Source organism: Rhodococcus triatomae (assembly GCF_014217785.1).
Classification (GTDB): Bacteria; Actinomycetota; Actinomycetes; order Mycobacteriales; family Mycobacteriaceae; genus Rhodococcus_F; species Rhodococcus_F triatomae.
The window spans coordinates 959435-985479 of the sequence record NZ_CP048814.1; the positions used below are offsets into that span (position 1 = coordinate 959435).

Annotated in this window: 25 protein-coding genes; 5 read left to right on the forward strand and 20 right to left on the reverse strand. The window is 68.7% G+C overall.

The annotated features are described in order from the left end of the window. Window positions 1–50: 50 nt before the first annotated feature. The 10 genes from G4H71_RS22525 to G4H71_RS04450 form a co-directional block, all read right to left on the reverse strand. The gene (locus tag G4H71_RS22525; protein WP_246442569.1) at window positions 51–611 is read right to left on the reverse strand and encodes an Rv1363c family protein; all 561 of its coding nucleotides are present in this window, start codon (window positions 609–611) and stop codon (window positions 51–53) included. Next, window positions 608–1897, reverse strand: a complete 1290-nt coding sequence (locus G4H71_RS04410) for an MlaD family protein (RefSeq protein WP_072737925.1) — start codon at window positions 1895–1897, stop codon at window positions 608–610. The genes G4H71_RS22525 and G4H71_RS04410 overlap by 4 nt, the downstream gene beginning before the upstream one ends. Continuing rightward, window positions 1894–2985, reverse strand: coding sequence for an MCE family protein (locus G4H71_RS04415; RefSeq protein WP_072737926.1), 1092 nt, complete (start codon window positions 2983–2985; stop codon window positions 1894–1896). Before G4H71_RS04415 ends, G4H71_RS04410 begins: the two co-directional genes overlap by 4 nt. Continuing rightward, entirely contained in the window at window positions 2982–4124 is a 1143-nt protein-coding gene (locus G4H71_RS04420; protein ID WP_139183107.1) for an MCE family protein, read from the reverse strand. The genes G4H71_RS04415 and G4H71_RS04420 overlap by 4 nt, the downstream gene beginning before the upstream one ends. Next, on the reverse strand, window positions 4121–5113 hold the full coding sequence (locus G4H71_RS04425; RefSeq protein ID WP_072738065.1) for an MCE family protein: 993 nt from the start codon (window positions 5111–5113) through the stop codon (window positions 4121–4123). The genes G4H71_RS04420 and G4H71_RS04425 overlap by 4 nt, the downstream gene beginning before the upstream one ends. Beyond that, window positions 5110–6123, reverse strand: coding sequence for an MCE family protein (locus tag G4H71_RS04430; RefSeq protein ID WP_072737927.1), 1014 nt, complete (start codon window positions 6121–6123; stop codon window positions 5110–5112). The genes G4H71_RS04425 and G4H71_RS04430 overlap by 4 nt, the downstream gene beginning before the upstream one ends. Then, a complete protein-coding gene (locus G4H71_RS04435) occupies window positions 6123–7346 on the reverse strand; it encodes an MCE family protein (protein ID WP_072737928.1) in 1224 nt (407 codons plus the stop codon). The genes G4H71_RS04430 and G4H71_RS04435 overlap by 1 nt, the downstream gene beginning before the upstream one ends. Next, entirely contained in the window at window positions 7343–8188 is an 846-nt protein-coding gene (locus G4H71_RS04440) for an MlaE family ABC transporter permease (RefSeq protein WP_072737929.1), read from the reverse strand. The genes G4H71_RS04435 and G4H71_RS04440 overlap by 4 nt, the downstream gene beginning before the upstream one ends. Next, window positions 8188–8940 (reverse strand): MlaE family ABC transporter permease, encoded by a 753-nt coding sequence (locus tag G4H71_RS04445; RefSeq protein ID WP_072738066.1) that lies wholly within the window; start codon window positions 8938–8940, stop codon window positions 8188–8190. The genes G4H71_RS04440 and G4H71_RS04445 overlap by 1 nt, the downstream gene beginning before the upstream one ends. Before the next feature lie 280 nt (window positions 8941–9220). After that, window positions 9221–9886, reverse strand: coding sequence for a TetR/AcrR family transcriptional regulator (locus tag G4H71_RS04450; RefSeq protein WP_139183108.1), 666 nt, complete (start codon window positions 9884–9886; stop codon window positions 9221–9223). A 69-nt stretch (window positions 9887–9955) separates the two neighbouring features. Here G4H71_RS04450 and G4H71_RS04455 point away from each other — a divergent pair, with 69 nt between their 5' ends. Both G4H71_RS04455 and G4H71_RS04460 read left to right on the forward strand, forming a co-directional pair. After that, window positions 9956–11050, forward strand: a complete 1095-nt coding sequence (locus G4H71_RS04455) for an oxygenase MpaB family protein (RefSeq protein ID WP_246442567.1) — start codon at window positions 9956–9958, stop codon at window positions 11048–11050. A 187-nt stretch (window positions 11051–11237) separates the two neighbouring features. Continuing rightward, the gene (locus tag G4H71_RS04460; protein WP_072737932.1) at window positions 11238–11846 is read left to right on the forward strand and encodes a GyrI-like domain-containing protein; all 609 of its coding nucleotides are present in this window, start codon (window positions 11238–11240) and stop codon (window positions 11844–11846) included. Between the two features lie 13 nt (window positions 11847–11859). On the opposite strand, the gene G4H71_RS04465 is transcribed toward G4H71_RS04460, so the two are convergent. Beyond that, entirely contained in the window at window positions 11860–12915 is a 1056-nt protein-coding gene (locus G4H71_RS04465; RefSeq protein WP_072738067.1) for a ferredoxin--NADP reductase, read from the reverse strand. Window positions 12916–13027: 112 nt separating this feature from the next. Further along, window positions 13028–13789: an SDR family NAD(P)-dependent oxidoreductase gene (locus G4H71_RS04470; protein WP_072737933.1), complete on the reverse strand. Its 762-nt coding sequence runs from the start codon at window positions 13787–13789 to the stop codon at window positions 13028–13030. Window positions 13790–13931: 142 nt separating this feature from the next. Here G4H71_RS04470 and G4H71_RS04475 point away from each other — a divergent pair, with 142 nt between their 5' ends. Then, window positions 13932–14708 (forward strand): SDR family oxidoreductase, encoded by a 777-nt coding sequence (locus G4H71_RS04475; RefSeq protein WP_072737934.1) that lies wholly within the window; start codon window positions 13932–13934, stop codon window positions 14706–14708. A 58-nt stretch (window positions 14709–14766) separates the two neighbouring features. Here the strand turns inward: G4H71_RS04475 and G4H71_RS04480 are convergent, their stop codons facing one another. From G4H71_RS04480 to G4H71_RS04490, 3 genes are all read right to left on the reverse strand, one after another. Continuing rightward, window positions 14767–15579: a MaoC/PaaZ C-terminal domain-containing protein gene (locus G4H71_RS04480; RefSeq protein ID WP_072737935.1), complete on the reverse strand. Its 813-nt coding sequence runs from the start codon at window positions 15577–15579 to the stop codon at window positions 14767–14769. Between the two features lie 166 nt (window positions 15580–15745). Next, window positions 15746–16849 carry an acyl-CoA dehydrogenase family protein gene (locus tag G4H71_RS04485; RefSeq protein WP_072737936.1) on the reverse strand — a complete coding sequence of 368 codons (1104 nt, stop codon included), beginning with the start codon at window positions 16847–16849 and terminating at the stop codon, window positions 15746–15748. Window positions 16850–16943: 94 nt separating this feature from the next. Next, entirely contained in the window at window positions 16944–18110 is a 1167-nt protein-coding gene (locus G4H71_RS04490) for an acyl-CoA dehydrogenase family protein (RefSeq protein ID WP_072737937.1), read from the reverse strand. 101 nt (window positions 18111–18211) lie between these two features. Here G4H71_RS04490 and G4H71_RS04495 point away from each other — a divergent pair, with 101 nt between their 5' ends. After that, window positions 18212–18634: a nuclear transport factor 2 family protein gene (locus G4H71_RS04495; RefSeq protein WP_072737938.1), complete on the forward strand. Its 423-nt coding sequence runs from the start codon at window positions 18212–18214 to the stop codon at window positions 18632–18634. A 29-nt stretch (window positions 18635–18663) separates the two neighbouring features. On the opposite strand, the gene G4H71_RS04500 is transcribed toward G4H71_RS04495, so the two are convergent. From G4H71_RS04500 to G4H71_RS04520, 5 genes are read right to left on the reverse strand one after another with little or no spacing between them, the layout of a single operon-like run. Further along, a complete protein-coding gene (locus G4H71_RS04500) occupies window positions 18664–19581 on the reverse strand; it encodes a TIGR03619 family F420-dependent LLM class oxidoreductase (RefSeq protein WP_072738068.1) in 918 nt (305 codons plus the stop codon). A 16-nt stretch (window positions 19582–19597) separates the two neighbouring features. Then, a complete protein-coding gene (locus G4H71_RS04505) occupies window positions 19598–20392 on the reverse strand; it encodes an SDR family NAD(P)-dependent oxidoreductase (RefSeq protein WP_083342779.1) in 795 nt (264 codons plus the stop codon). After that, window positions 20389–21273, reverse strand: a complete 885-nt coding sequence (locus tag G4H71_RS04510; RefSeq protein WP_072738069.1) for an LLM class F420-dependent oxidoreductase — start codon at window positions 21271–21273, stop codon at window positions 20389–20391. The genes G4H71_RS04505 and G4H71_RS04510 overlap by 4 nt, the downstream gene beginning before the upstream one ends. A 41-nt stretch (window positions 21274–21314) precedes the next feature. Then, a complete protein-coding gene (gene casI / locus G4H71_RS04515; RefSeq protein ID WP_484592957.1) occupies window positions 21315–22988 on the reverse strand; it encodes a steroid-22-oyl-CoA synthetase in 1674 nt (557 codons plus the stop codon). Then, window positions 22985–24205 (reverse strand): NADH:flavin oxidoreductase, encoded by a 1221-nt coding sequence (locus G4H71_RS04520; protein ID WP_072737940.1) that lies wholly within the window; start codon window positions 24203–24205, stop codon window positions 22985–22987. The genes casI and G4H71_RS04520 overlap by 4 nt, the downstream gene beginning before the upstream one ends. Window positions 24206–24374: 169 nt before the next feature. On the opposite strand from G4H71_RS04520, the gene casG reads away from it, so the two are divergent. Further along, window positions 24375–26036, forward strand: coding sequence for a steroid-24-oyl-CoA synthetase (gene casG / locus G4H71_RS04525; RefSeq protein WP_072737941.1), 1662 nt, complete (start codon window positions 24375–24377; stop codon window positions 26034–26036). Window positions 26037–26045: the final 9 nt, after the last annotated feature.

Here is a 26045-nt window from a genome sequence, read left to right on the forward strand (position 1 = left end):
CAACGATTCCTTTCCGAGAAGACGGACCGGGGCGGTCCCGGGCAGGGCGGTCACAGCAGTTGGACATCCGTGAGCTTCCACTGGTCACCTTCACGAATCAGCGACAGCTGCATACGGTTCCGGTCGATCCGGGGCTCCGGCGAGTTGGTGTTCGTCACCGTCTGGTCCAGGAAGACGATGACCTCCGCACGATCGCGGTCGCCGCTGACCAGTCCCGCCTCCACGATCTCGCCGGAGGACGTGCCCTGGTACTGGCGGATCATCTCCGACAGGCTCGTCGCAACTTCCTCGTACTGTTCGGCGAAGTCACCCGCCGAGTTCTCCCGGACCACGGAGAGATTGCGGTCGAGACTGTCCCAGCTGTAGGTGGCGAGGTCCGTCGCGTAGCGGCGACCGGCGTCGAGAGCGCTGCCGCGGGCATCGTCGAGAGAGCTTCTGTCCCACAGGAGGTAGCCCACGGCACCGGCCAGTCCGGCGACGAGCGCCACCACTGCGGCGAACGCGAGGAGTCGGATCCGGCCGGACGGTCGCCCCGGGGACGGGGTCTCCGCCGCACCGTTCTCGTCGGTGTCCGGCGTTCCGTCGGCCTGAGCATCGGTGTCGACAGTCATTGCGCTCCCTGAAGTAGTAGTGCCACCCAGGACCTGTCTCCCAGGATCTGCTGTTGCCCACCCGATCCGCCGATGCGGACGGTGGAACCGTCGCCCGCGGACCGGACGCCGGTCGCGGGGTCGTACACGGTCACCGCGACCTGGTCCGCCGGCTCCGCCGGAACAGGGCCGGTCTCGTCTCCCACCGGCGTGACACCGGTGCGCGGGACGTTCTGCGAACCGCGCTGCTGGACGCGTCCGGATTCGTCGGTGCAGTGCCGGTCCCGGTCCAGCTCGCGAGGAGAGGTGTCCTGCACCGACCGCCGAGGAGTGTCGTAGAAGCACACCGGGCCGACCTGGGTGACGAGATCGAGTCGGGCACGACCGTCCCGGACGACGCTGCCCAGTGCGGTGAAACCGTTCGGAACGGCGACGAGAAGCGCGTTCACCGCAGGCATCCGGCTCGCCACGATTCGAGTCGACACCGACGAGTTGGCCATCAGGACCGCCAACGACTGCTGATTCTCCCGGAGGAGCGGCGACACCTGGTCCGCGAGGATTGTGGGCGTGTGATCCAGCAGTGTCCGTATGGACGGGTCGGACAGCCGTATTTGTTCGGTGATCTCACGCAGCGACTGCGCAATGGTGGGGATCGCCCTGATGCCGTCCTCGTTCTCGTCGAAGAGCACGCGCGAATCGTCCACCAGAGAGCGGATGTTCACCTGGTTCGTGTCGAGGGTCCGGACGATCGTGGAGAAGTCGTCCACCAGAGTGGCGAAATCCGTGGTGTTCCCGTCGAAACCGACTCCGAGTTCGTGGGAGAGCACCCGGAGGTCGTCGGGATCGAGGGTGCGGGCCAGAGCGTCGAAGTTGGCGAGCACCTCACCGAACGGCACCGGGACGCTCGTCCGCTCACCGGGAATCACCGCCCCGTCCTCGAGATACGGCCCGGCCGTGGCATCCGACTCGAGTTCCAGCTTGAGGACGGGGGCCGCGGCATCCTGATTGATCGCCGCGGTGGCGTCGGCGGGAATCCTGGCGGAATGACGGATCCGGACGTGCAGTTCCACCGGATCACCGGGGTCGCCGAGGACGACGGAGTCGACCTTGCCGACCGACACCCCCCGGTAGGACACCTCGGAATCGGCCGGCATGCCGGTGGCGTGCTCCATCTCCACGACGACGCCGAACGACCCACCGAGCGGGTCCGGGCCGCCGACCGTGCGCACGACGTAGATCGAGCACACCACGGCGAGTGTCACGAAGACGACGATCTCGAAATAGATCGTGCGCTGGCTGGTCCTCATCGCAGACCTCCCTCCACGATCTGGAGGATTCCGCGGATGTCCGGCAGCGGGGCGGCGGCGTGGGGTGCGGGCGCCGGCGGCGGGACCGGCGGTGCGGCACCGGGAATCACCTCGGAGAGAACACCGAGAACGGTGCCGTCCACCTCGACGACCTGGTCGATGTTCATGTAGTCACCGGGTGCGGCGCGCAGGACGAGGTCTCTGGCCACCGCCACCTTGCCCATGGTGTCCGCGAGCGTCGGCCCGGTTGCGGCGATCTGGTCCAGGATCGGCGACAGCTGGGCGACGACGTCGGACATCTGGGTACCGCTCCGCCGGAGGACCTCCTCGACCTCGACGCTCAGGGTGTGCACCGTGCGGGTGAGTTCGAGCATCCTCGCGCGCTCACCCACGAGGACGTCGACGGCCGGTGCCGCGGCACGGAGCGCGGCGTCGATGGTCCCCGTCTCGCTGCCGATCTGCCGGGAGAGGTCGGCGAGCGAATCGATGGCGGTGTCGATCGAGGAGCTCCTGTCCTCGAGTGTTCCGAGCAGCCCGTCGACCCTCCTGCCGAGATCACCGATCGCATCTTCCCGCCCACCGAGGATCGCGTTGGATTCGGCGACGATCGACTGGATCTGGCCGAGTCCGCCACCGTTGAGGAGGTTCCCGACGAGAGCGAGCAGCTGCGCGATGTCCGGTCCGCGGTCGGTCTGCGACAGGTCGACCGTGGCTCCCGGTGCGAGGGTCGCGCCCTCGTCGCCGGGCGGCACCCGGAGGTTGACGAAGGCATCTCCGATCGGGGTGGTCAGCTCGATCCGGGCACCGGTGGCCTCCGGGAGCGCGATGTCGGATCGGATCCGCACCTCGACCACCGCGGTGTAGTCCTCCACACGCATCGAGGCGACCCGGCCCACCACGGCCTGGCCGATGCGCACCTCTCCGCCGACCGGCAGCAGCGCCGCGTCGGCGAACCGGAGCACCAGTGGGTACGAGTCCCCCGGCGGGGCCGTTCCCACCTCGAGGTGCTGGAACCCGGCAGCGCACCCGGACAGGGGAACGACGGCGGCCAGTGCCGCGACGGTTCGCACGAGCGGCGTGTTCGTCATCGGCCCCCCTCGAACAGCCAGCGCAGATCGGTGCCCTCGAGGTTCGGGGGGAACTCGATCGGGTTGACCAGGCCCGGCCCCTGACACAGCGGGATCGGCAGTTCGTCGCACAGTTCCTTCGTGGCCGGGAACTGGGCGAGGTTGGTCGACACGTTCAGCCGGATGCGTGCCCGCCCTTCGTCCGTGACGAGGTTCGCGACGTTCTCGAAACCGGTGGGGCTGACGTCGACGATCTCGGCGAGTTGTTCCCGCTTCTCGGCGATCGCGCCGGTCAGCGCGCCGAGTTCGGCGATGTCGTGGGTCAGGGTGTCCCCGTGGGCGGAGATCAGCGCCGAGACCTGACCGAGTACATCGGTGAGTGCCGTCAGCGACTCGGAGATTCCGGCGCGCTGGGCGGCGAACTGTCGTGCCGTCGAGGTCAGGGATTCGGTGACCGATCCCACGACGTCCCGGTTGGCCGACAGCGTGCCGACCAGACCACTCAGGGCGGTGACCAGTTCGGTGAGGTTCTCCGATTCCCCGGCGACGAGTGCGGTGGCCCCCGAGATCTGCTGCACCGCGTCGCGGAAGCGCTCCCCGTTGCCGTCGACCGCGTGCGCGGCCAGCGACACCAGTTCGGTTCCCCCGCCGGAGGTCTCGGGCCCGAGTGCGACGACGAGGTCGTTGATCGAGTCGGTGAGCTGATCCCAGGTCAGGGGCGAATGGGTGCGCTCGACCGGGATGACGGCCCCGTCCTCGAGCGACGGCCCCTCGACGTATCCGGGCCCCAGTTCGACCGCTCGGTCGCTGACCACCGACGGGGACACGACCCATGCGTGCGCGTCGGCGGGGACCCGGGTCTCCCGTGGCAGGCTCAACTCGACGCGAACCACCGGGCCGGCCTCGATCACCGACTCCACGCGGCCGGTCGGGACGCCGAGGATCGTCACGGCGTTACCGGCGAAGACTCCGTCCGTACGGGTGAACTCTGCCGTGATCCGTACGGAGGTGGCCGATCCGAGGAAGTGGACGCCGGCGAAGCCTGCGGCGATCAGCGCCACCACGGCGACGGCCGTCGCCGTGCGAAAGCCCCCGAACCTCGTCCACTTCGTCGCCGTCGTCGCCGCAGTCGCCGTCGTCGTCTTCGTCGCCGCAGTCATCGGCACCCCCGTACCAGTTGGACCTTGCAGAGCCAGTTGTCGCCGATGAGCGTCGACGGCGAGTTGAGATCGAGCCAGTTGCCGTTGCCGGTCGCGTTGGTGACGTACCGCACGCTCGGCGCGAAGTTCTCCAGGAGATCGGTGAGCACCGTCTCGTTCTCCCGCAGAGTGGCGGTGACCTCGTGCAACTGTCGCAGGACGGCGTCGTTCGACACCTGATTGTCGACCAGGAATCGCCGTGCAGCGGTGGACAATTGCTCGACGTCGGCGATCAGCGAGGTCAGGACCGCCCGGCGCTCGTTCACCGTGGCGAGCACCAGGTCCGCGTTGCCGAGCAAGGTCACCAGCACGTCCTGCTGATCGGCCAGCGCCCGCGTCGTCACCCGCGCGGCGTCGAGGACCTGCTGCACTCGCTCGGAATTACGCGTGATCATCGCCCCCACCTCCGAGATCCCGGTGAGGGCGTCGCCGACGAGCTCCGGATCCCGCGGAGTGACCTCGGCGAGGGTGTCGATCATCCCACGCATGCGGTCGAGATCGACGTCCTCCGCCGTGGCCGCTCCCTCCCTGCTGATCTCGTCGAGCGTGAACGGCACCGTCGTGCGAGCCAGGGGGATGTGACCGCCCGGCTCGAGAGCGCCCGGCCCGCGTGGAGTGACGTCGAGGGACCTGCGCCCGAGCAGGGTGACGATCTTGATGTCGGCGGTCGAGTGATCTCCGAGACGCACCCCTCGGGCGAGCCGGAACGTGACGTCGACGGTGTTGCCGTGCACCGACAGCGAGCTCACCGTGCCACTCGGTACCCCCGCCACGTTGACGGTGTCCCCGGGTTGCAGCCCCGTCGCGTTGGCCACCGTGGCGTGGTAGTCGTGTGTCCGGAGAACGAGCGTCGCCCGGGGTACCGCCAGCGCCGCGAGGACGATGCCGAACGCGACGACGACGCAGACGACCCCGGCGCGAACGGGATGGCGGACGGTCAGCCAGTTCATCGGCACACCGCCGAACGTTCGGGCCCCTCGAGCGAGAGCGAATGCCCCACCAGGTCGAAGCTGAGGTTGCAGATGTAGACGTTGACCCAGCTGCCGTAGCTCGCCGCGGCGCCGAGTGCGGCGAAGAGCTCGTCGAAGGCGGACACTCCCTGCGCGATCGGCTCACGGTTGTCCACCAGGGTGCGCGACGCGGCGCTCACCGATTCCACGGCCGGGGCGAGGACCGGCTCGAGCCGGTCGGTCAGGCCGGCAAGCTCTGCCGCGAGCCCCCCGGCCGAGTCGAGTGCGGCGCCGATGTCGTCGCGATCCTGTGCGAGACCGTTGACGAACTCGTCCAGGGAGGTGATCATCTGCGCGAAATCCGGTCGGTTGCGGGCGAACTCGTCGAGCACTCCCCCGAGATCGACCAGCATCCGATCGATCACCTGGTCCTTGGCCGCCAGCGTGGACGCCACCTCGATGGTGCGCCGCAGCACGCTCTCCACCGTCGCTCCCTCCCCCTGGAACACCTGCACGAGAGAGGTGGCCAACTCGTTGGTCTGTTCGGGGTCGAGGGCATCGAACAGCGGACGGAATCCGCCGAGCACGCCGGTGAGGTCGAGCGCGGGCGTCGTGCGTTCGAGGGGAATCGTCGCCCCCGGGGCGAGGAACGACGTCGGCGTGGTTCCGGCATCCCCGGGTTCGAGGGTCAGTGCTCGCGAGCCGAGCATGTCGGCGTAGCGGACCACGACTCGGCCGTCGGAGGGAATGCGGTGCTCGGCCTCGACATCGAAAGAGACCACGGCGTCGTTGTTCTCGCCGAGCTCGACGCCACCGACCCGGCCGACCCGGATACCCGCGATGCGCACGTCGCTGCCGGCGACGAGCCCGGTCGCATCGGACAGCACCGCCCGGTAGGTCGTGGAGGGGCCCGCGACGGGATTCACGAGCGTACTGACCATCACCACCGTGCACACGAGCGAGAGCGTCGCGAACACACCGAAACCCAGAACCACGGCTCTCGAGGACATCAGTTCACCACCGTCGTTCCGCGGAGGATCGGGCCGCCGAGGATCCCACCCAGGTCACCGTCGCCGAGCACACCCTCGATCTGGGCACGCTCGGTCGGGCTTCCGACCGGTCCACTCGCACCGCCGTACACCTCGGGGTGCAGAAGATGTGCGAACGGGTGTGGCGCCGTACGGTCACAGCTCGCGCCCGGCGTCTCGCCGTACCGGGGGCATTCCTCCCGCCAGTACGGGCGCAGGTCCTGCACGGTCAGTTTCAACGACGTACTGAGCCAGGGGCCCTGGCCGAGCGCGGGAGGGAGATCGGTCACCAGAGTACGGAGGCCCTCGTAGATCTCGGACAACCGGTCCGGCTCGGCGGTGAGTGCACCCCCGAGGGCGGCGGTGTCGGAGACGAGCGTGATCACCCGCTCCCGATTGTCCGCCGTGAACCCGGCGACCTGCTCGGCGGTGACCGCTCCCGCCGCGAGCACGCCCCGCAGTCCGTCCTGCTTCTCCACGATCGTCGTCGACACGGTGATCGAATCATGCAGTGTCCGGAGCAGATCCGGAGCCGCCGACGACACCTGCCGGGTCAGCATCGCGACGTCGTCGAGATCGTCACCGAGACGGTCGATCGTCGGTGCAGCCTCCACGAGCAGCTGTCTCAGTGTTTCCAGGGACTCGCCGATCCGTTCGCCGCGGCCCTGGAGAGCCGTGGCGACGGCGGTGAGCGCCACATTGAGGTCGGCGGGCCGCACCGCCGACACGAGGTCGTACACCGTGGAGAAGGCCTGGTAGAGCTGGAGTGCGTCGTCACTGCGGTCCGGTGTGAGGAGGTCGCCGGCGACGAGGGAGCGCACGGATTCCGACCGCCCTGGTGGATCCACGAGATCGACGAAGTAGTCGCCGAACACGGTGCGCGGCATCAGGCGCACCTGCACGTCGTGAGGGACTCGGTCGAGACGGCCGGGGTCCATCCCGAGGGTGACCAGCGAGCTGGTCGTCGCGGCGTCGATGGCCGAGACCCGACCCACCTCCACTCCGCGGTACAGCACGGACGAACCCGTGCGCAGCGCACCCGCCTCGGCGGGAACGGTGACCGCGACGTCGGCGCGGGTGACGTAGACATCCGAGCCGAGCGAGAACGCGAAGACGTACACGGCCGCGGCGGCGAGCACCGACCCGGCACCGAGCAGCGCGTGCACTCCGCGCCGGGATCCGCCCCTCCCCTCCCGAATTCTCATGCCATCAACCCCGGGATGTGCGGGCGAAGGCCCCACAGTGCCATCGTCATCGCCACGTCGGTGAAGGCCAGGAAGACGATGCTGGTGCGCAGCGCGCGACCGGCCGCACGGCCGACGCCCTCGGGCCCTCCCGTGGCGGTGTAGCCGTAGTAGCAGTGCACCAGCGTCACGACGACCGCGAACACCAGCACCTTGACGACCGAGAGCAGAATGTCGTTCGGCGTGAGGAACAGTCCGAAGTAGTAGCCGTAGGTGCCGGCCGACTGACCTTTCACCACGATCACCGAGAATGCCGTCGCCACATACGATGCGAACAGGCCGACGAGGTACAGCGGTACGACCGCGAGCATCGCGGCCAGCACGCGAGTGGTGACGAGGTAGCGCACCGAGGGAATGGCCATCACGTCGAGGGCGTCGATCTCCTCCGAGATCCGCATCGCCCCGAGCTGCGCGGTGAATCCGGTGCCCACCTTCGCCGCCAGCGCGATCGCCGCCACCAGTGGCGCGACCTCCCTGGTGTTCGCGATCGCGGACATCACCCCGGACAACGGCGCGAGCCCGACCAGATTCAGCCCGCGATAGCCTTCGAGCCCGATCTGCGAGCCCGCGAAGAAGGAGATCCCGAAGATCACCACGACGCTGCCGCCGCCCGCGAGCAGGGTTCCCGAGCCGAACGCCACCTGTGCCACCAGGCGCAGTACCTCGCGCCAGTAGCGCGCGACGGTGCCGGGTATCCCGGCGACGACCCGCCCGTGGAAGGCCACCTGTTCGCCGAGTCGTTCGAGGGAGTCGACGGTCCTGGTACCGGCACGTCGTCCGCGGATGATCAGCGGCCGGTGCATCAGTACGCGCCCTTCACCGGAACGAACAGGGGATAGAACTGCGTGATGGCCAGATTCGCGATGAACACGAGAATGAACGAGAGCACCACCGTCTCGTTCACCGCGTCCCCGACCCCCTGGGCGCCGCGCTTGACCGTGAGACCTCGGTAGCTGGCGACGATCCCGGCGATCACCGCGAACACCACCGCCTTGAGCGCGGAGACCAGGAAATCGCTGGGCTGGCTGAACTGAACGAGGTTGCGCAGGAAGCTCTCCGCATTGCCACCCACGACGTAGACCTGGACGAGCAGGCTCGCACCCACTCCCACGACCATGACGATGGAGTTCAGCAGGACACAGACCACCGCAGCGGCCACCACCCTGGGGAGGACGAGGCGTTGCAGCACCGGGATGCCCAGGGTTTCCAACGCGTCGATCTCTTCGCGGATGGTCCTCGCACCCAGGTCCGCGCAGATCGCCGAGCCGCCCACCCCGGCGATGATCAGGGCGCACACGAGCGGGCCGGCCTGCCCGATGATCAGGAAGGCGACGACCGCGCCGCTGTACGAGTCCGCACCGATCTGGCTCGCGAGTGATCCGATCTGCAGGGCCACCCCGACCCCCAGCGGGATCATCACCAACACCGAGGCGACGGTGGTCACCTGGGCGAGAAACCACATCTGCCCCAAGTACTCTCGCCACGGCGGCCTGCTGAAGGGCGCCGCGAGAGCGGCCCGGCCGACGCGCACGGCGAAGACGAAGAGGACCCCCATCTCCGCGAAGAAGCCGCCGATCGGATCGGGAGCGCGCGCGGACACGGCGGTGCCGTCCACACCGGCCGGATCCACCGCTTCTCGATCACCCATTTCGTGTGCCCCACATCCCGGCCGCACACCTCCACAAGAGGATGTACGTCACTTGACAATGTTGTTGTGGCGGCCGCCACACCGAGACGATAGCAGCGAACTTACCGAAAAGTAAGAAGAATCTTCGATCACCTAGCCAGATTGACTCATTGGGCGACAATGACTTCGAATCCGGGCCGGTGAGAACTCATGACAACTTCAGGGCTCGGACGGCATTCTCCGCGAACGCGAGGACGCGTTCCGGTGGGTACTCGTCCCGGCTCTCGATCATCAGTCGCGCCGAGTGCTCGGCCACGGCCAGCACCGAGTGCGCCACCAGATCGACGTCGACACGCCCTCCTCGCGAGGCCGAATGGGTACCGAATCCGGCGTCCAGGAGATTCCGGAGCTGAGCTCGGGCGAGCGCGCGTCCCGCTTCCGCGTGTTCGCGCACCTCGTCGGGGGTGCCGTCCACCGGCGTGAGGATGAGCCGCCATCGGTCGGGCGAACCGTCGATGACCTGCACGAGCGCGTGCATCCACGCCAGGATCGCCTCGGTGCGCCCCACCTCCGCCGACGTCCTCGGCATCGCCTCGATCAACGCCGCAACCGCCTCCGACCGCTCCCGCTCGAGCAGCGCGTACAACAGCGCACCTCTCGACGGATATGCCTTGTAGACAACGGGTTTGGCGATACCCACTTCGCGGGCCACGGCCTCCATGGTGGCGGCCGCATACCCCTCTCGGCCGATGAGCGCACGCGCGGCATCGAGCACCTGGGTCCGCCGGACCTCGATCGGCATCCGGTGCTGCCGCACCCGCGGCCCGTCCCGGCGAGAGCTCGCCCCGTCCTGTTCTTCTCTAGCTACGGTCACGTAAGTACGCTACCGTAGCTAACACGACGTCGCCAGAGATTGCCGGTTTCCCAGAATCAGAGGATCAGCATGAACACTGCGTCATCCACCCGTGACCGCCGCATGAGGAAGGCGAAGACCCAGGTCGAGCCGCCCGAGGATTACGGCTTCTTCGGACCCGACTCCATCACCTGGAAGGTGTGGGGCTACCCCACGTCCCTGACCGTCGGCTTCCAGCGCGCGGTCGTCATCGAGGAACTGGACCCGTTCCTCATCGCCGCGGTCGACGACACCGGAAAGATCTACACGCAGCCCAGAATCCGCTACGACCACACCCTGCGGTACTTCGCGATCGCCGCCTTCGCCGACTCCCGGACCGCGACGAAAGCGGCGGAGATCCTGGTGAAGGTGCACGGCCGAGCATTCGGCACCGAACCGATCAGCGGCAACGCCTACGACGCCAACGATCCCGGCCAGCAGCTGTGGATCCACCTCACCGCCTGGCATTCGATCCTCTACGCCTACGAGATGTACGGACCCGGAAAGCTCACCCCCGAGGAGGAGGGAAGGTACTGGGACGAATGCGCGATCGCCGCGGAACTCCAGACGTGCGATCCCGCCGACATCCCCCGGACGCGGGAGGGAATCCGCGAGTACTTCGCGCGGGAACGGCCGCGTCTGGCCGCCAGCGAGGCGGCACAGGCGATGATGCACCAGCTCCTCGACGCAAAGGTGATGTTTCCGCCGGTGCCGTGGTTCCTGCGTCCCGGCGCCTGGGTGGTCAGCCGCACGCTCCGCGCCGCCACCATCGCCACGATGCCGGCATGGCAACGGGCACTCGGCGGGTTGCACCAGCCCCGCATCGTGGACCGCCTGCTCCGACCACTCATGACCCTGGTGTTCTGGATGGTGGCGCAGAGCAACACGGCGCAGCTCCTGCTGCTCCGGTGGATCTCACCGTCCACCTACCCGGTCGTCGAACCGGTACTCCGCCCTGTCCTGCCGCGGCGGCTGGTGACGACGACCCCGGCGGAAGCGTTCCGCAGGCACGGCGTCGACACACCGGTCGACGCGTATCGGAAGCTGTTGGACAGGCGCACCGCCTCCGCCGAGCGTTCCTGGTCCCGACACACCGACGAGCAGTGGTCGAACCTTCCCGCCGCTGCATCGTCCGGCACGGCCTGAACGCGCGCCGCTCGGGGTGAATCCACTGGTCACAGCCCCTCCCCCGAGCGGCGATCTCCTCCTGCCCCGGCGAGTCCGGTCGGATAATCGTCGCCGATGTGCGCAAAGCGCGCGTATTGCGCACACTGGTGGCCCGCGGCCGCTCACAATGGAAGGGGCCGGGTCGAATGGGTGGGAGGAGACTGCCATGCGCACGTTCGACGTCAAGACCGGGTACCGCGATCTGTACGCGCAGGTCACGACAGAGTTCACGCAGGTGGACGTGCCGGAGATGCGGTACGCGGCGATCGACGGTACCGGTACCCCGGACGAGTCGGCCGATCATGTCGCGGCGGTCGAGGCACTGTACTCGGCCGGGTACACCGAGAAATTCGAGAGCAAGAGGTATCTCGGCTGCAACTTCGTCGTGGGGCCGCTCGAAGCGCTGTGGCACTCGGACGACCCGTACGCCTCGCGCCGGGACGCCACCAGTTGGACGATGATGATCGCCCAGCCGGAGTGGATCACCGCGGAGATGCTCGCCGACGCCGCGGCCACTTCCCACAAGAAGAGGAAGAACCCCGCACTCGAGCGCATCCGCCTGACGACGGTCAAGGAGGGACGATCGGTGCAGGTGCTCCACGTCGGACCGTACGAGGAGGCGGGGCCCACGCTCGCGCGGATGTACGACGAATATCTTCCCGAGCACGGCCTCACCGTGGCCGGCCCGCACCACGAGATCTACCTGTCCGACGCCCGTCGCGTCCCGCCGGAACAGCGTCGAACGATCCTGCGGCGACCCGTTCGCCCCCTCTGACGCCCGGAGCCGGTCAGAACTCGATCTGCACGCGGTCGCTGATCGGGCGGGCCTGACAACCCAGGACGTACCCGGCGGCGATGTCCTCCGGTTCGAGCATGCCCACGGCGTCCATCGCCACCTCGCCCGAGGTGACGGTGCAGGCACAGGACCCGCACTCCCCCTCCCGGCACGAGTACGGCACGTCCAACCCTTTCGAGAGCATGACCTCGACCAGCGTGGACTTGCGTGGCCACGCGAGTTCGTGTTCCCGGCCGTCGAGGACGACGGTGGCGCTGGCGGCATCGGCGGTGTCCGCGTCGTCGAGTTCGGGGGTGGGGAGATCGGCGAAGGGATCGCCGGTCAACGAGGTGAAGACCTCGGCGTGCACCCGGTCGCGAGGCATCCCCAACGCCGAGCACGCTTCCCGCACGGCGTCCATGTAGGGCCCCGGACCGCACGTGAACGCGCGATGGTCGGCGAAGGCGCGGGCCGTCGCCGCGAGCTGTGCCGACGTCGGCAGACCCTGCACGGATTCGAGCCAGTGCACGACGGTCAGCCGCTCGGGATGAGCGGCGGCGAGTGCGCGGAGTTCCTCCGCGAAGATGACCGAACTCTCGTCCCGGTTGGCGTAGACCAGAACCACTTTCGCCGATCCGACGGCAAGGGCGGACCCGAGAATCGACATGACCGGAGTGATGCCGCTACCCGCCGCGAAGAGGAGCAGGTTCTCGTTCAGGTCCGGCGGGGTGAACACTCCGGAGGGCGGCAGCACCTCGAGGGCATCGCCGGCCGAGATGTTGTCGCACAGCCAGTTCGATCCGTAGCCGTCGACGGTGCGCTTGACCGTGACCTTCGGGCGCTCACCGGTGAACGGGGAACTCGCCAGCGAGTAGCAGCGAGCGACCCAGCCGGTGCGCTCACTCGGAATGCGCACTGTGAGGAATTGTCCGGGCGCATAGTCGAATCGATCGCGATGCTCCTCCGCGATGTCGAACACCAGCGACACACTGTCGCTGGTCTCACGCACCACGTCGGCAACCGTGACCAGCACGGAACGGGAACTCTTCGGCGTTTCGACGGTCGTCATGGCGACGGTGGCCCTCTCGGTACGAACGATCAACTCGCCGCCGAAAGTACGGCACGTCGTGGCCGCCTGCGGTCCGGTCTCCCAGTGGGCGGGACCCTGCGTCCGGCGTGGATCAGCCCCAGCGCGACTGGCCGCCGTCGAGCGGGACGGTGGCCCCGGTGAGATACGCCGCATCGGGCCCCACCAGGAAGACCACGGCGCGCCCGATGTCCTGCTCCGGGTCCCCGACGCGGCCCAGCGGGATGCCTGCGACGAACTCCGCGGCCTCCTCCGGATTCCGTTCCATCCACCAGTTCAGCGCCGGCGTCTTCGCGTGGGGCGCGACCGACAGCACGCGGATGCCGTCCCGACCCCACTCGCAGGCCGCGGCGCGGGTCAGGGAGCGCATCCCCTCCTTCACCGACCCGTAGACACCGTAGTTCGAGGCGTCCCAGCGCACGGCAGCCGACGTGACGAGGTTGACGATCGTCCCGCCGCCACGAGCCGCGAGGTGTGGGTGGGCGGCCTGCATGACCCGCAGAGTCGCGAGCGGTCCGGTGGCGAAAGCCTTCTCGAATTCCCCGTCGGCGACGTCGAGAAGAGGCCCGGGCTTGCTGTCGTTCGCGTTGTTCACCACGATGTCGAGCCCGCCCAGCTCCTCGACCACCCGGTCGACCGCGTCGCGGATGTCGGACTTCACGCTCACGTCGCACCGAATCGGCAGGCACGTCGCGCCGATCTCGGCGAGGAGCCCGCACGTGGTGTGCAGCTTCGACTCGGTGCGTCCGGCCACCCCGATGGCCGCGCCCTCCTTGGCCAGAGCCAGCGCGATCCCCTGACCGATTCCCTGTCCCGCACCGGTGATCAGCGCAACCTTACCGTCGAGTGTTCCCATGCCCGTCCCGTCGACTCGTGCCCTCGACAACGAACCGAACGCCGCTGCCGAACCAAGCGTTTGCTTCACCCTATTCCCGAGGAGTATGGTCCGTCAAACATATTGAGCGACAGAGCTATACGAGACGAGACGTGAGGTATTCGTGAGCACCACCGACTGGAAGGGCCGCGCCGTCGTGGTCACCGGCGGCACCCAGGGCATCGGCTACGTCATCGCCAGGACGTTCCTCGCGGCCGGAGCCGACGTCCTCGTCTGTGGCCGGACCGAACCACGCGACCTGCCGTCGGCGGGTTCCCGCCGCGCGGCCTTCCGCGCCACCGACGTCCGGGACCCGGATCAGGCACAGGCTCTGATTGCCGATGCCGTGGAACGATTCGGGTACGTCGACGTGCTCGTCAACAACGCCGGCGGATCGCCGGACGCGGACGCGGCCACGGTGTCTCCCCGATTCGTCGAGAAGATCGTGGCCCTCAATCTCCTCGCTCCGTTCACCCTGGCGCAGGCCGCCAACGCGGTGATGCAGCGCCGCCCCGAGGGCGGTTCCATCGTCAATATCGGCTCCGTCTCGGCGCACGATCCCCAGCCCGGCACCGCCGCCTACACCGCCGCGAAGGCGGGCCTGCTCGCACTGACCAAGGCGCTCGCCCTGGAGTGGGCACCGAGGGTGCGGGTCAACCACATCACCACCGGCCTCATCCGCACCGAGGCAGCGGCCTCCGGGTACGGCGAAGACGGTGGGGCCGCAGTCACCGCGACACTGCCGATGGCCCGGATGGCCGTGCCCGAGGACGTCGCCGCCGCCTGCCTCTTCCTCGCGAGCCCTCAGGCGTCGTACGTCAACGGCGCCGATCTGGCCGTCCACGGCGGCGGGGAGTATCCGGCCCGGTATCTGGCCACCCACCCCACCCCGACACGATGACCCACCGTATCGATCTGAGCGATCCGATGTGACATCGTGTCGGAAGCGGGGGCGGCGATCAGGCGAAAGTGGCTCGGGCCCCGGTCACGGCGGGGCGCTCCGGGTCACCCACCTCGAATGCGACATCCGTTCCGTTCCCCCACGCCCGCAGCGCCTGCGAGTCACCGGGGAACACCGGGGCGGCGAAGCGACCCTCCAGGTGGGTCAGATCCGCGGGATGCGCACCGAGCAGTCGCGCCAGGTGAACGGTACTCGCAGCGAGGGTGCCCAGCCCGTGCATGATCGGCCTGGGCCGGCCGATTCGCTCCGCCGCAGCCGGGTCGATGTGAATGTGGTGACGGTCGCCGGTGAGCCGGTACAACGCGGCCTGATTCGGAGCGGTCTCCAGCACCCCATCGACCTCGGGAACACCTTCCGGCAGAGCTGGTTTCGACGGTCCGCGGTCACCACCGAAGCCGCCGGATCCGGGCGCGAACAGTGACCACTTCGCCACGAACCGGTCCGATTCCACCAGCACCTCGAACACCGCGGCAGCGCCCTTGTCCCACACCTCCCCCACCGACGCGCGCAGGGTGAGTTCGCCGCTCCGCGGCAGTGGAGCGAGCACGGTCAGCTCCTGCGACCCGTGCAGTGCCGTCGTCGTGTCGAAGCCGCCACGCGCACCGAGTTCGTCCGGCGCCCACTGCGCGAGGGTCAGCGCGAACGTCGGCAGCACCCGCAACCGATCCTCGAACACCAGATCCAGCTCGTCGGCACGGGCGCCGACGGCAAGGGCGTACAGGATCGCGTCGCGCTCGTCGTAGGACACGGTGCGGGTACCGAGGTCCACTCCGCGCCAGGCACCGGCCGGTTCGGTTGCCGTGTATGTCATCGTCACTCCTCGCTACCAGGATGAGGCCGCTCGCCGGGACCGCGACGCGTCCGAAGTCCTCACTCGTCGCACCGTATTCGTGCCCGTGGCCCCGAGCGAACATCGCCACCCACTGAGCGGGAGTCGACAGCCCGGGCCGGGCGTGGACGCAGTTCCGCGGGCGTGCTCACACGAATACCTCCTCGTCGCCGGCGAGCAGCGCCCCGATACGTTCGAGGTCCGCCGCAGACCCGCCGAGGGTCGCGGCGATCTGCATGCCCCACAACAGATACCGGTGCAACGGGTACTCCGTGTCCACGCCGATACCACCGTGGACGTGCTGGGTCCGGTGCACGACGCGCCGGCCGGCATCGGTGGCCCACCACTTCGCCACCAGCACCGCGGTCCCCGGGTCCGCACCCTCGTCGAGCAGCTGCGCCGCCTGCCACAGGGTCACCCGCATCGCCTCGAGATCGATGTAGCAGTCGGCGAGCTGATGGCGCACGGACTGGAAAGTCGCCAGCGGCCTGCCGAACTGGTGTCGCTCGTTGAGATAGGCCACCGACTGTTCCACCGCGGCCGCGGCGACGCCGGACTGTACGGCGGCGAGCGCGACCTCCACCCGCTCCCGCAGCCAGGACACCGTCGACGGACCGATCGGCCCCAGGAGGTCGCCGGGCGCGTCGTCGAAGGTCAGATCGGCGCAGATCTCGCGGGTCGTGGACTCGGCGAGTTCGGCTCGGACCCCCTCGCCCCGCGGATCGACCAGAAACAGCGCCGGCCCGGTATCGGTGGTGGCGGATACGACGATGCTCGCGGCGACGTGCGCGGCCGGTACCGCGGCCTTGGCTCCACGCACCACCCAGCCCTCGCCGACGCGTCGAGCCGTGGTGTCGGGATCGCGGTCCACGTACGGCCCGAACTCCTCCAGTGCCACCGTGAGAAATGTGTCTCCGGCCGCGAACGACGCGGCCCGACGACATTGATCGTCCGTGCCGAATCGGCCGATCGCGCAGGCGGCGAGAGCGCCCGGCCACAGCGGTATCGGGGCAACGGCGCGCCCCTGCTGCTCGAGCAGCACACTCAGCTCCGCCATCCCCCTCACGCCACCGCCGAGCTGTTCCGGCAGTGCGATCCCCAGCAGTCCGGTGTCGGCGAGGCTACGCCACAGTTCCCTGTCGATCCGCTCCTCCGTCGCCTCGACACGGCCGAGACGCGCCGCCACGGATTCGAAGACATCCGCCGACAGGCTCCGAACCGCTTCCTGCTCTTCGCTGTACGAGAAATCCACGGCTACTCCTGGTTCGCGGGCCGGAAGTCCGGCAGGGTCATGTCGGGGACGATCGTGCATCCATCGAACTCACACGAACGAGCCGGGTACGTGCTCACACCGCCCTCCTCTCCCGGACGAGCCCGAGGCCCACGGTCCCCACCATGTCGCGCAGGACCTCGTTGACGCCGCCACCGAAGGTGTTCACCACACCCTGCCGAGAGATCTGCTCGACCTGCCCGGCGAGGACCGCACCCGGCGATCCCGGCCGGATCCTGCCCGCCGCACCGAGGACGGCCAGCAGTGCTCGATACACGTCCACGTGTGTCTCCGTGCCGTACGTCTTGGCAGCCCCCGCCTCGGCACCGGTGAGAGTGTCGTTCGCGACCGCGGCAGTCATCTTCCAGTTCATCAGCCTCATGGCCTCGAGCCGGGCGTGGGTGCCCGCCAATTCCTGGCGCACCCAGGGAATCTCGATCGCCCCGTTGGAGCGGGCCCACTCCAGCACCTGGGCCCACAACTGGTAGGTGCGGCCACCGAGTGCGGCGAGGCCGATCCGCTCGTGATTGAGCTGGGCCGTGATCAGCTTCCATCCTCCGTGCACGTCGCCGACGACGTCCTCGTCCCCCACCCGGACCCCGCTGTAGTAGGTGGAGGTGACCGTCAGTCCACCGACCGTGTGTATCGGCGACCAGGAGAACCCGGGGTCGGCGGTGGGTACGACCAGGATGGAGATGCCCTCGTGCTTCGGCGCGTTCGGATCGGTGCGGGCAGCCAGCCACACATAGTCGGCGGTGTTCGCACCCGAGGTGAAGATCTTGTTTCCGTCGACGACCCAGCCGTCCTCCGCGCGCACGGCTCGCGTCTGCAGGGAGGCGAGATCCGTGCCCGCGCCCGGCTCGGTGTACCCGATGGCGAAGACGATGTCACCGGTGAGGATCCCGGGTAGGAACCGTTGCTTCTGGTCGTCGGTGCCGTACTTCATGAGGGTCGGGCCGACGGTGTTCACGGTGACGAACGGGAACGGCAGTCCGGCCCGCTGCACCTCGTCGAAGAAGACGAACTGGTCCTCGACGGACCGGCCCTGACCGCCGTACTCGACCGGCCAGCCGATACCGAGCCAGCCGTCCTTTCCCAGCATCGTCACGATGTCACGAAAGTGTTCGCCACCGACTCCCTGCTCACCCGCGAGACGGCGGGTGTCCGCCGGCAGCAGGCCCGCGAAGTACTCGCGCAGTTCCCGGCGCAGCGCCAGCTGACCGGGACTTTCCCTCAGTTCCATGAGCCGGGACGCTAGCGGCGGAGACGACGACGCCACGGGAGTTGTCTCGGACAGCGGGAGCACGCGACGCTCTCCCTCCGCGGAGCGGGTGTGATGGTGTCATGACGCGGACTCGGACCGAACTCCCCGGCCTCTATGCACGAGCAGTCGACGAGCGAGACGTCCCGGCGGTCGCGGCGCTGTTCGCGCCCGACGCGACGTTCACCCTCCCGCCCGCACTGACCGGGGCGACCGAGCCCACCACCCTTTCCGGGGCGGTGGCCATCGCCGAGGCGGTCGTCGAGGCCGTGTCGCCGCTGATCGCCACCCGCCACGAGGTGTTCCAGCAGGTGATCGACGGGACCACCGGGGTGACCTACTGCACGGCACATCACCTCTACACCCGCGACGAGCGCGTGCGGGACAACCGGATCGCCCTGCGCTACCACGACCGGTTCACCGACACCGGCGGCTCCTGGGTGTTCGCGTCCCGGGCGCTGGCCGTCGACTTCGCCGAGGACGTGCCGGTGCGGCTACCGAGCTGAGCGGACAGCCGGGCCCGTTTCGTCCGACGTCAGCGAGCCGGTGCGCCGATCTCGTCCCGAAATGCCGCGACCAGCGCCGGGAATTGCTCGACCGCCCGCTGTGGGTCCGCATCGATCGCCTGCAGCGGCACCATCAGGTCCGTCGCACCCGCCTCGATCAGCGCCGCGGCGTGCTCCATCGTCCGCGCCCCGTCCACCGCTCCGTCCCCGGTCTTCGCGACGGTGAGCCGCCCTCGTACCGCGAGATCGTCGGGGTCGCGGCCCGCCTCGGCGAACGCGTCCCGCATGACCCGGGTACCGGCGGCGAGGTCGTCGTCCGTGGCGCCCATGATCGGAATCCACCCGTCGCCGAAGCGCACCGTCCGTCGGACGACGGCTTTCGACAGCGACCCGGACACCCAGATCGGGATCGCGCCCTCCGGCCTGGGCGCACTGTAGACGCCGGTGAACGCGACACTCGGGGTGTCCACCGACGCCGGCGCACCGGACCACAGTGCCCTGCACACCTGCAGGGTGTCGTCGAGCAGGCGCCCACGCGCCCGGAAGTCGAGGCCGACCGCCTCGTATTCCTTGGCCTGCCAGCCGGTTCCGACACCGAGATCGAGCCGACCGCTCGACAGCAGATCGAGTGTCGCGGCCGTCTTGGCGAGCACCGCTCCCCCGCGGAGCGCGGCGATGACGATGCCCGTGCCCAACCGGATCCTCCGGGTCCGCCCGGCGAGGACGGCGAGGGTGGTGAGCGGCTCGAGCCAGTTCGCATCCGGTTCGGTGGGGAACGCGGACCAGGTGTAGCCGGACGTGTCCGCTCCCATCACGACGTGGTCGGTGAGCAGCAGCCGGTCGAAGCCGGCCTCGTCGGCCGCCTCGCACACGCTCAGCAGACGACCGTAGCGGTCACCTCCGAGCAGGGGGCCGAAGTTGGGTACGTTGAGGCTGAGAGTCGTCATGAACACGCCTTTCCGGTCACGCGTTACGCGGGCGGTTGGTCCAGCCGCCCTCACCGCGACGGAACCAGCCGCCCGCCGCATGGCTGCCACCGTCCACGTGCACGGTGGTGCCGGTGACGTAACGGGACAGCTCCGACGCCAGGTACAGGGCGGCGCCCGCGACGTCCTCGGCGCGGCCGGGACCGCCGAGAGGGGCCCAGAACGGCCAGGTGTCCCAGTCCGAATCGGCCACCAGGTCTCGATAGGGAACCTGGTCGGTCTCGATGAGATCCGGTGCGATCGCGTTGACCCGCACGCCGTTCGGCCCCTCCTCGACGCCGAGGCTCCGGGTGAACTGCACGAGCGCCGCCTTGTACGCCGAATACACGGTGTGGCCGGGGATCGCACGGTGCGCCTCGACGGTGGTGAGGTTGACGATCGATCCTCCGCCGCGACCCGCCATTCCCGGCAGCACCGCGCGGGTCACGCGTAGCACGTGCTCGAAGTTGACATCGGCGAGTTCGGCCCAGTGGTTCGTCTCGGTCTCGGCGAACCTGGCAGGTGGTCGCAGGAAGTGACCGACATTGTTCACCAGCACGTCCGGAGACCAGTCCGCGATCGACTGCGCGGTCGACCCCTCGCGGACGTCGGCGACCCACGACTCGTGTCCCGGCCCCTCCGGGACAGCCGCGTCCGCGACGTCCACGATCAGCACCGTGGCACCGTGCGCCGCGAACGCTCCGGCGACGGCGGCGCCGATACCGGCGGCCCCACCGGTCACGACGGCCCGGCGCCCGTCCAACAGCGGCCCGGGCGAGAAGACCACGCTCACCGGGTCACCGCCACGCGATCCGCGCAGTCGGCCATCTCGGCGATCACCTCGTCGAGGGTCCGGGCATGCCGGGACACCGACAGCACCATCCGGGTGGCCCCGAGACCGCGGGCCCGGTCGAGCTTCGCCTCGTCGAGGCGGGGCAGGGACGCCCCGAGCACGAGTTCGACGTCACCGGAGTCTCGTCCGGCGTCGTGCGCTGCGTCGCGCATCGTGGTGATCGCGGCCTCCAGTTCCTCCCCGGCGAGCCCCAGCGGCTGGAAGCCGTCGCCCAGGCGCCCGGCACGCCTCGCGGCAGCCTTGCTGTGGCCGCCGATGTGAAGGGGAACTCCGTGCCGTGAAGCGGGTTTCGGCCAGCTGTGCGCTGTGGAGACCCGAAAGAACTCGCCGTCGAAGTCGACTCCCTCGCCGCCACCGGCCCACAGTGCCCGCATCAGCCGGATCGCTTCGTCGGCACTCCTGCCCCGATGCTCGAAATCCCCGCCACACGCCTCGATCTCCTCCCGCATCCAGCCCAGGCCGAGGCAGATGCGGGTGCGCGCGTCCGACAGGCGGTCCAGCGTCGCCAGCCGCTTGGCCAGGACGACCGGATTGTGGTTGGGCAGCACCAGCACGCCGGTCGCCAGGCCGAGCCGGGAGGTGGCCCCGGCCACGAACGACAACAGCTCGAGAGGATCGGGGATGTCGCAGTCGTCGGGCAGGTGCGATTTTCCCGACGGCGCGTACGGGTACCGGCTCGCGGTGTCCGCGACCACGACGGAGTGCTCCACCGCAGAGATCTCGTCGAAGCCGAGCCTCTCTGCGGCCCGGGCGAAATCGAGGACCCAGTCGGGTTCGGCACTTCGACCGTGCTCGACGGGGATCACCACACCGAGCTTCATCGCGCGTTCTCCGCGGTGGCGGAGAGGCGAAAGCAGTTCATTCACACTCCCAGGAATCGCTGGCGTCCGTGCACGGCGAACTCGTCGTCGAGCGTCTCCTTGTCAGCGTCGGTCATCAGCACGTACTCGGGAACTCCTCGTCCCACCCAGCGGAAGACCGGATCGCCGGTGTGCCAGCGCTCGCCCTGCAATTGCCTCTTGAGTACCTTGTTCGAGCCGGTGACGGGAAGATTCGTCGACACACGGACGAATCTGGGCGCCGCCTTCGTTCCGAGATCGTCCTGCTCGGCGAGGAATCGGGCGAACTCCGCCGGATCGAACTCCTCGAGCCGCTCCATCTCGACCGCGGCCATCACCTGATCGCCCGAGCGCGGATCGGGAACCGCGTACACACCGGTCGCGATGACGTCGGGGTGACGACGGAGAACCCGCTCGATCATCAGGGCCGACGTGTTCTCGCCGTCCACCCGGATCCAGTCGCCCTTGCGTCCGGCGAAGTAGATGAACCCTGCCTCGTCGATGTACCCGAGGTCACCGGTCCAGTACCAGCCGTGCCGTATTCGCTCGGCGATCGCGTCCTCGTTCTTGTAGTAGCCCTCGAACTTGCCTGCCCCGGCCTTGTCGACCATTTCCCCGATCGCCTCGTCCGGGTTGAGGACGCGGCCGTGTTCGTCGACGCGCGCGCGGTCCTTGTCGGCACAGGTCTGCGGGTCCACGATCGCGATGTGCTCCGAAGCCGGGCGCCCGAGAGCACCCTCGGGTGCCGTCGGGTCGAGCGTGACCGAGCCGGCCCCCTCGCTGGATCCGTAGCCCTCGAACAGTTCGGCCCCGAACCGGCGGACGAACTCCGCCCGGTCCTCCGGAGATGCCTCCGTCCCGAAGCCGCGGACCAGCGTGTTGTCCCGGTCGTCGGGCTGCTCGGGAGTGGCCATGAGGTAGGCCAACGCCTTGCCGACGTAGGTGAAGAACGTGGCACCGAAGAATCGCACGTCCGGCAGGAACCCGGACGCCGTGAACTTGGGAGTCAGACAGACGGTCGCACCGTTCGCCAGCGCCGGGGCCCACAGGGCCATGAGCGCGTTGCCGTGGAAGAGGGGCATACAGCAGTAGTCGACGTCCTCCCGGACGTGGCCGTACTTGCGGCTGTTGGCGTAGGCGAGACGCGTCAGCCGCCCCTGGCTGCAGCGCACCGCTTTCGACGTTCCGGTGGTGCCCGAGGTGAACAGCAGCAGGAACAGCGACGACGCGTCGACCCCGGCATCGACGGCCGGAGTGTCCACGGTGTGCTGCCCCAGCAGATCCCGGTAGCCGGGCTCGTCCACGAGCAGGAACCGTTCCCGGTCGAGCCCGAGGTCCAGCTCGCTCAGCAACTGCATTCCGGCGTGGTCGGTGACGATCAATTGGCAATCGACATAGCGAACTTCGGCTTCGAGTTCCACGCCACGCCGGGTCGGATTGATGCCGACGATCGTGGCACCGGCCAGCGCGGCACCACCGAGCCAGAAGACGAACTCGGGAGTGTTCTCGAGCAGCACGCCGACATGGAACGGGCCCTCCCGACGGAGCTCCCGCGCGAGAGCGCTGCGGGTGGCACTCTCCCGGACCACCTCGTCCCACGTCCACGTCTGCTCCCGGGTACGCAGTCCCGGGTGCCCGTCGCCGAGCCGGTCCATCAGCATCTGCGCGACGGACTCGCGCTCGATCGCCGCGCTCACGAGGTCCGCGCCGGCGGGTCGGCGGGTCGAGGATTCAGCACGCAATGGGTGCCGCCGTAGATCGCGCACATGCACTTGTTGCAGTGGTTGCACAGCGACCGTGTGGTCTCGTCCGCACGGATCTTGTCCACCATCGCCGGATCCCGCAGCAGCGCCCGGGCCACGGCGACGAACTGGAACCCCTCGGCCATGGCCTCGTCCATCACGGCCTTGTTCGTGATCCCACCGAGCAGGACCAGCGGCATCTTCAGTCGAGAGCGGAATTGCTTGGCATCCTCGAGGAGATATCCGTCGCGGTACGGGTACTCCTTGAGGAAGTGCTTCCCGACGAGCCGGATACCCAGCTTGGTCGGCTGCGGCATCACCGCGGCGAACTCGCGCAGTGGGGCGTCCCCCTTGAACAGGTACATCGGATTGAGCAGCGAGCTACCCGCGGTCAGCTCGAGGGCATCGAGACTTCCGTCGGCCTCGAGCCACTGCGCGACCTGGATCGACTCGTCGAGCCAGAATCCGCCGGGTGCGCCGTCGTCCATGTTCAGCTTCGCCAGGATCGCGATCCTGTCACCGACCGCGTCCCGGACTGCCCGGGCCGTCTCCAACGCGAACCGCGCCCGGTTCTCGAGCGATCCGCCGTACTCGTCCTTGCGCTTGTTGACCCGGGGACTGAGGAAGGAGCTGATGAGGTAGTTGTGGCCGAAGTGGATCTCCACCGCGTCGAACCCCGCATCGATCGCCCGGAGCGCGGCCTGCACGTGGCCCTCGGTGATGCGGGCGATGTCGGCCTTGGTCGCGGGCTTGGAGAAGTTCTGCGTCGTCATCCGGAACTGTCGCGAGGGGCCGAGCGCTGGATGGCCGATGTACTTCGATGCCGCGACCGGACCGGCATGGCCGATCTGCGCGGAGACGGCGGCGCCCTCGGCGTGTACCGCATCGGTGAGCCGCCGCATCCCGGGTAGCGTCTCGTCGGTCCACTGGAGCTGTCCGGGAGCGGTCCGTCCGTCCGGGGCGACGGCGCAGTACGCGACCGTCGTCATTCCCACCCCGCCTGCCGCGGGGCGACGGTGGAACTCGATCAGTTCGTCCGTCACCAACCCCTTCGGCGTCAACCCCTCGAAGGTCGCCGCCTTGATCACTCGGTTACGCAAGGTGACAGGCCCGAGCCGGGCGGGTGCCAGCGGGTCGATCTTCACCTTCGGCGGGTCGAGATCTATCGTCATGTGTGTGTCCTCCAGCTGCGATTCGCCGCCACGCTAGCCCCGCCGGTACGGGGTCCACGGCGAGCGGTCTCGCTCAGTGGTAACCGGACCGGACGGCGTCGAACGGCGTGAGAAATTGAGCCGGAAATCACGTCGGCTCCACATCCGGAGCACAACGAAAGGGCCGCCCATGACTGCCCCCGCAGATCCGCAGCTGTACCTGGACCAGGTGATGTCTCGTCTGACCGGGCCAGGCGCACCGTTCGAGATCGCCGAGGAGGAGGTTCTCGGCACCACCATGCCGGTGATGAAGACCCGCGGCCACGCCGTCGGCGAGCTCGTCCGCGACTCGTTGCGCTGGGGCGACCGGGACTACCTCGTCACCACGACGCGGCGCATCTCGTTCACCGAGCACCACGCGCAGGTGGCCGCGCTCGCCACCGCACTCCGGGAGCGCTATGGCATCCGGAAGGGTGATCGCGTCGCGATTCTCGCCGCCAACAGCCCTGAATGGGTGTCCGTCTACTTCGCGACCCAGGCCCTCGGAGCCATCGCGGTCGGCCTCAACGGCTGGTGGGTTCCGCGTGAGGTGGACTATGCCCTCCGACACTCCACCCCGTCGATCGTCGTCGCCGACGCGAAACGCGCACAGACGCTCGCCGCGGTGGGCACCGACATCCCGATCCTCACGATCGAGGAGGACATCGCTCGCCTGACGACCGAATTCGCAGGCGCCGAACTGCCTCGGGAGGATGTCGACGAGGACGATCCGTCCACCATTCTGTACACGTCCGGAACCAGCGGCCGGCCGAAAGGGGCGCTGCACTCGCACCGCAATCTCATGGCGGTGGTCGACTATCACCGGTTCAGCGACGCCCTCGGGGCCGCGTTCACCGGCCGCGAGTACGACCCGTCTCGGCCGAGCCCGTTGCGGTACCTGCTCACCTCGCCGCTGTTCCACATCGCGAGCCTGCACAACCTGGTGGTACCTCGCCTCGCCACCGGGGGCGCGGTGGTGATCAACGAGGGATCGTTCGACGTCGACACCGTGCTGGGGCTGATCGAGCGTGAGCGGGTCACCAATTGGGGTGCGGTCCCCACCATGGCGGCACGCCTGCTCGAGCATCCGGACGTCGACAAGTACGACCTGTCCTCCCTGACGGCGTTCGCCCTGGCGTCGGCACCGTCGTCCGTGGCTTTCAAGGAACGGCTGAAGGCTCGGTTCACCTTCGCTCGGGACGCACTGGTGGACAGCTACGGGCTCACCGAGTGCAGCACGGCCATCGCGGTGGCCGCGGGCCCCGAGCTCGAGCACTTCCCCGGCACGCTCGGCCGACCGATCATCACCGTCAGCCTCGAGATCCGCGACGAGTTCGACGAGTGGCTGCCGGACGGCGAAGAGGGTCAGGTCTGCGTACGCAGCCCGTTCGTCATGCTCGGCTACTGGAACGACGACGCGGCCACCGAAGCCGCCATCGCCCCGGGGCGATGGCTCCGCACCGGCGACTACGGCGTCGTGGAGGACGGCCGGTTGCGCCTCACCGGCCGACGCTCCGACCTGATCCTGCGTGGGGGCGAGAACGTCTACCCCACCGAGATCGAGCAGTGTCTGGACGAACATCCCGCCGTGTCCGAGTGCGCCGTGATCGGTAGCCCGCACCCCGACCTCGGCCAGGAAGTGTGCGCCGTCGTCGTCCTCCGCGAGGGTGCGGACGTCACGGAGGACGAACTGCAGGCGTTCGCGAAGGAACGACTCTCCTACTTCAAGGTGCCCTCGCGCTGGCGTATCACCCGGGACCATCTGCCCCGCAATGCCACCGGGAAGATGATGCGGCGGGAGATCAGCGTCTGACCGGCCGCT

Bases quoted from the DNA above. Each gene is read 5' to 3' on its own strand.
- G4H71_RS04465 (WP_072738067.1), bottom strand. From the start codon at position 12,915: ATGACGACCGTCGAAACGCCGAAGAGTTCCCGTTCCGTGCTGGTCACG.
- G4H71_RS04445 (WP_072738066.1), bottom strand. From the start codon at position 8,940: ATGGGGGTCCTCTTCGTCTTCGCCGTGCGCGTCGGCCGGGCCGCTCTC.
- G4H71_RS04440 (WP_072737929.1), bottom strand. From the start codon at position 8,188: ATGCACCGGCCGCTGATCATCCGCGGACGACGTGCCGGTACCAGGACC.
- G4H71_RS04410 (WP_072737925.1), bottom strand. From the start codon at position 1,897: ATGAGGACCAGCCAGCGCACGATCTATTTCGAGATCGTCGTCTTCGTG.
- G4H71_RS04470 (WP_072737933.1), bottom strand. From the start codon at position 13,789: ATGGGAACACTCGACGGTAAGGTTGCGCTGATCACCGGTGCGGGACAG.
- G4H71_RS04430 (WP_072737927.1), bottom strand. From the start codon at position 6,123: ATGTCCTCGAGAGCCGTGGTTCTGGGTTTCGGTGTGTTCGCGACGCTC.
- G4H71_RS04460 (WP_072737932.1), top strand. From the start codon at position 11,238: ATGCGCACGTTCGACGTCAAGACCGGGTACCGCGATCTGTACGCGCAG.
- G4H71_RS22525 (WP_246442569.1), bottom strand. From the start codon at position 611: ATGACTGTCGACACCGATGCTCAGGCCGACGGAACGCCGGACACCGAC.
- G4H71_RS04420 (WP_139183107.1), bottom strand. From the start codon at position 4,124: ATGACTGCGGCGACGAAGACGACGACGGCGACTGCGGCGACGACGGCG.
- G4H71_RS04425 (WP_072738065.1), bottom strand. From the start codon at position 5,113: ATGAACTGGCTGACCGTCCGCCATCCCGTTCGCGCCGGGGTCGTCTGC.
- G4H71_RS04455 (WP_246442567.1), top strand. From the start codon at position 9,956: ATGAACACTGCGTCATCCACCCGTGACCGCCGCATGAGGAAGGCGAAG.
- G4H71_RS04415 (WP_072737926.1), bottom strand. From the start codon at position 2,985: ATGACGAACACGCCGCTCGTGCGAACCGTCGCGGCACTGGCCGCCGTC.
- G4H71_RS04435 (WP_072737928.1), bottom strand. From the start codon at position 7,346: ATGAGAATTCGGGAGGGGAGGGGCGGATCCCGGCGCGGAGTGCACGCG.
- G4H71_RS04495 (WP_072737938.1), top strand. From the start codon at position 18,212: ATGACGCGGACTCGGACCGAACTCCCCGGCCTCTATGCACGAGCAGTC.
- G4H71_RS04500 (WP_072738068.1), bottom strand. From the start codon at position 19,581: ATGACGACTCTCAGCCTCAACGTACCCAACTTCGGCCCCCTGCTCGGA.
- G4H71_RS04480 (WP_072737935.1), bottom strand. From the start codon at position 15,579: ATGACATACACGGCAACCGAACCGGCCGGTGCCTGGCGCGGAGTGGAC.
- casG (WP_072737941.1), top strand. From the start codon at position 24,375: ATGACTGCCCCCGCAGATCCGCAGCTGTACCTGGACCAGGTGATGTCT.
- G4H71_RS04490 (WP_072737937.1), bottom strand. From the start codon at position 18,110: ATGGAACTGAGGGAAAGTCCCGGTCAGCTGGCGCTGCGCCGGGAACTG.
- G4H71_RS04520 (WP_072737940.1), bottom strand. From the start codon at position 24,205: ATGACGATAGATCTCGACCCGCCGAAGGTGAAGATCGACCCGCTGGCA.
- G4H71_RS04510 (WP_072738069.1), bottom strand. From the start codon at position 21,273: ATGAAGCTCGGTGTGGTGATCCCCGTCGAGCACGGTCGAAGTGCCGAA.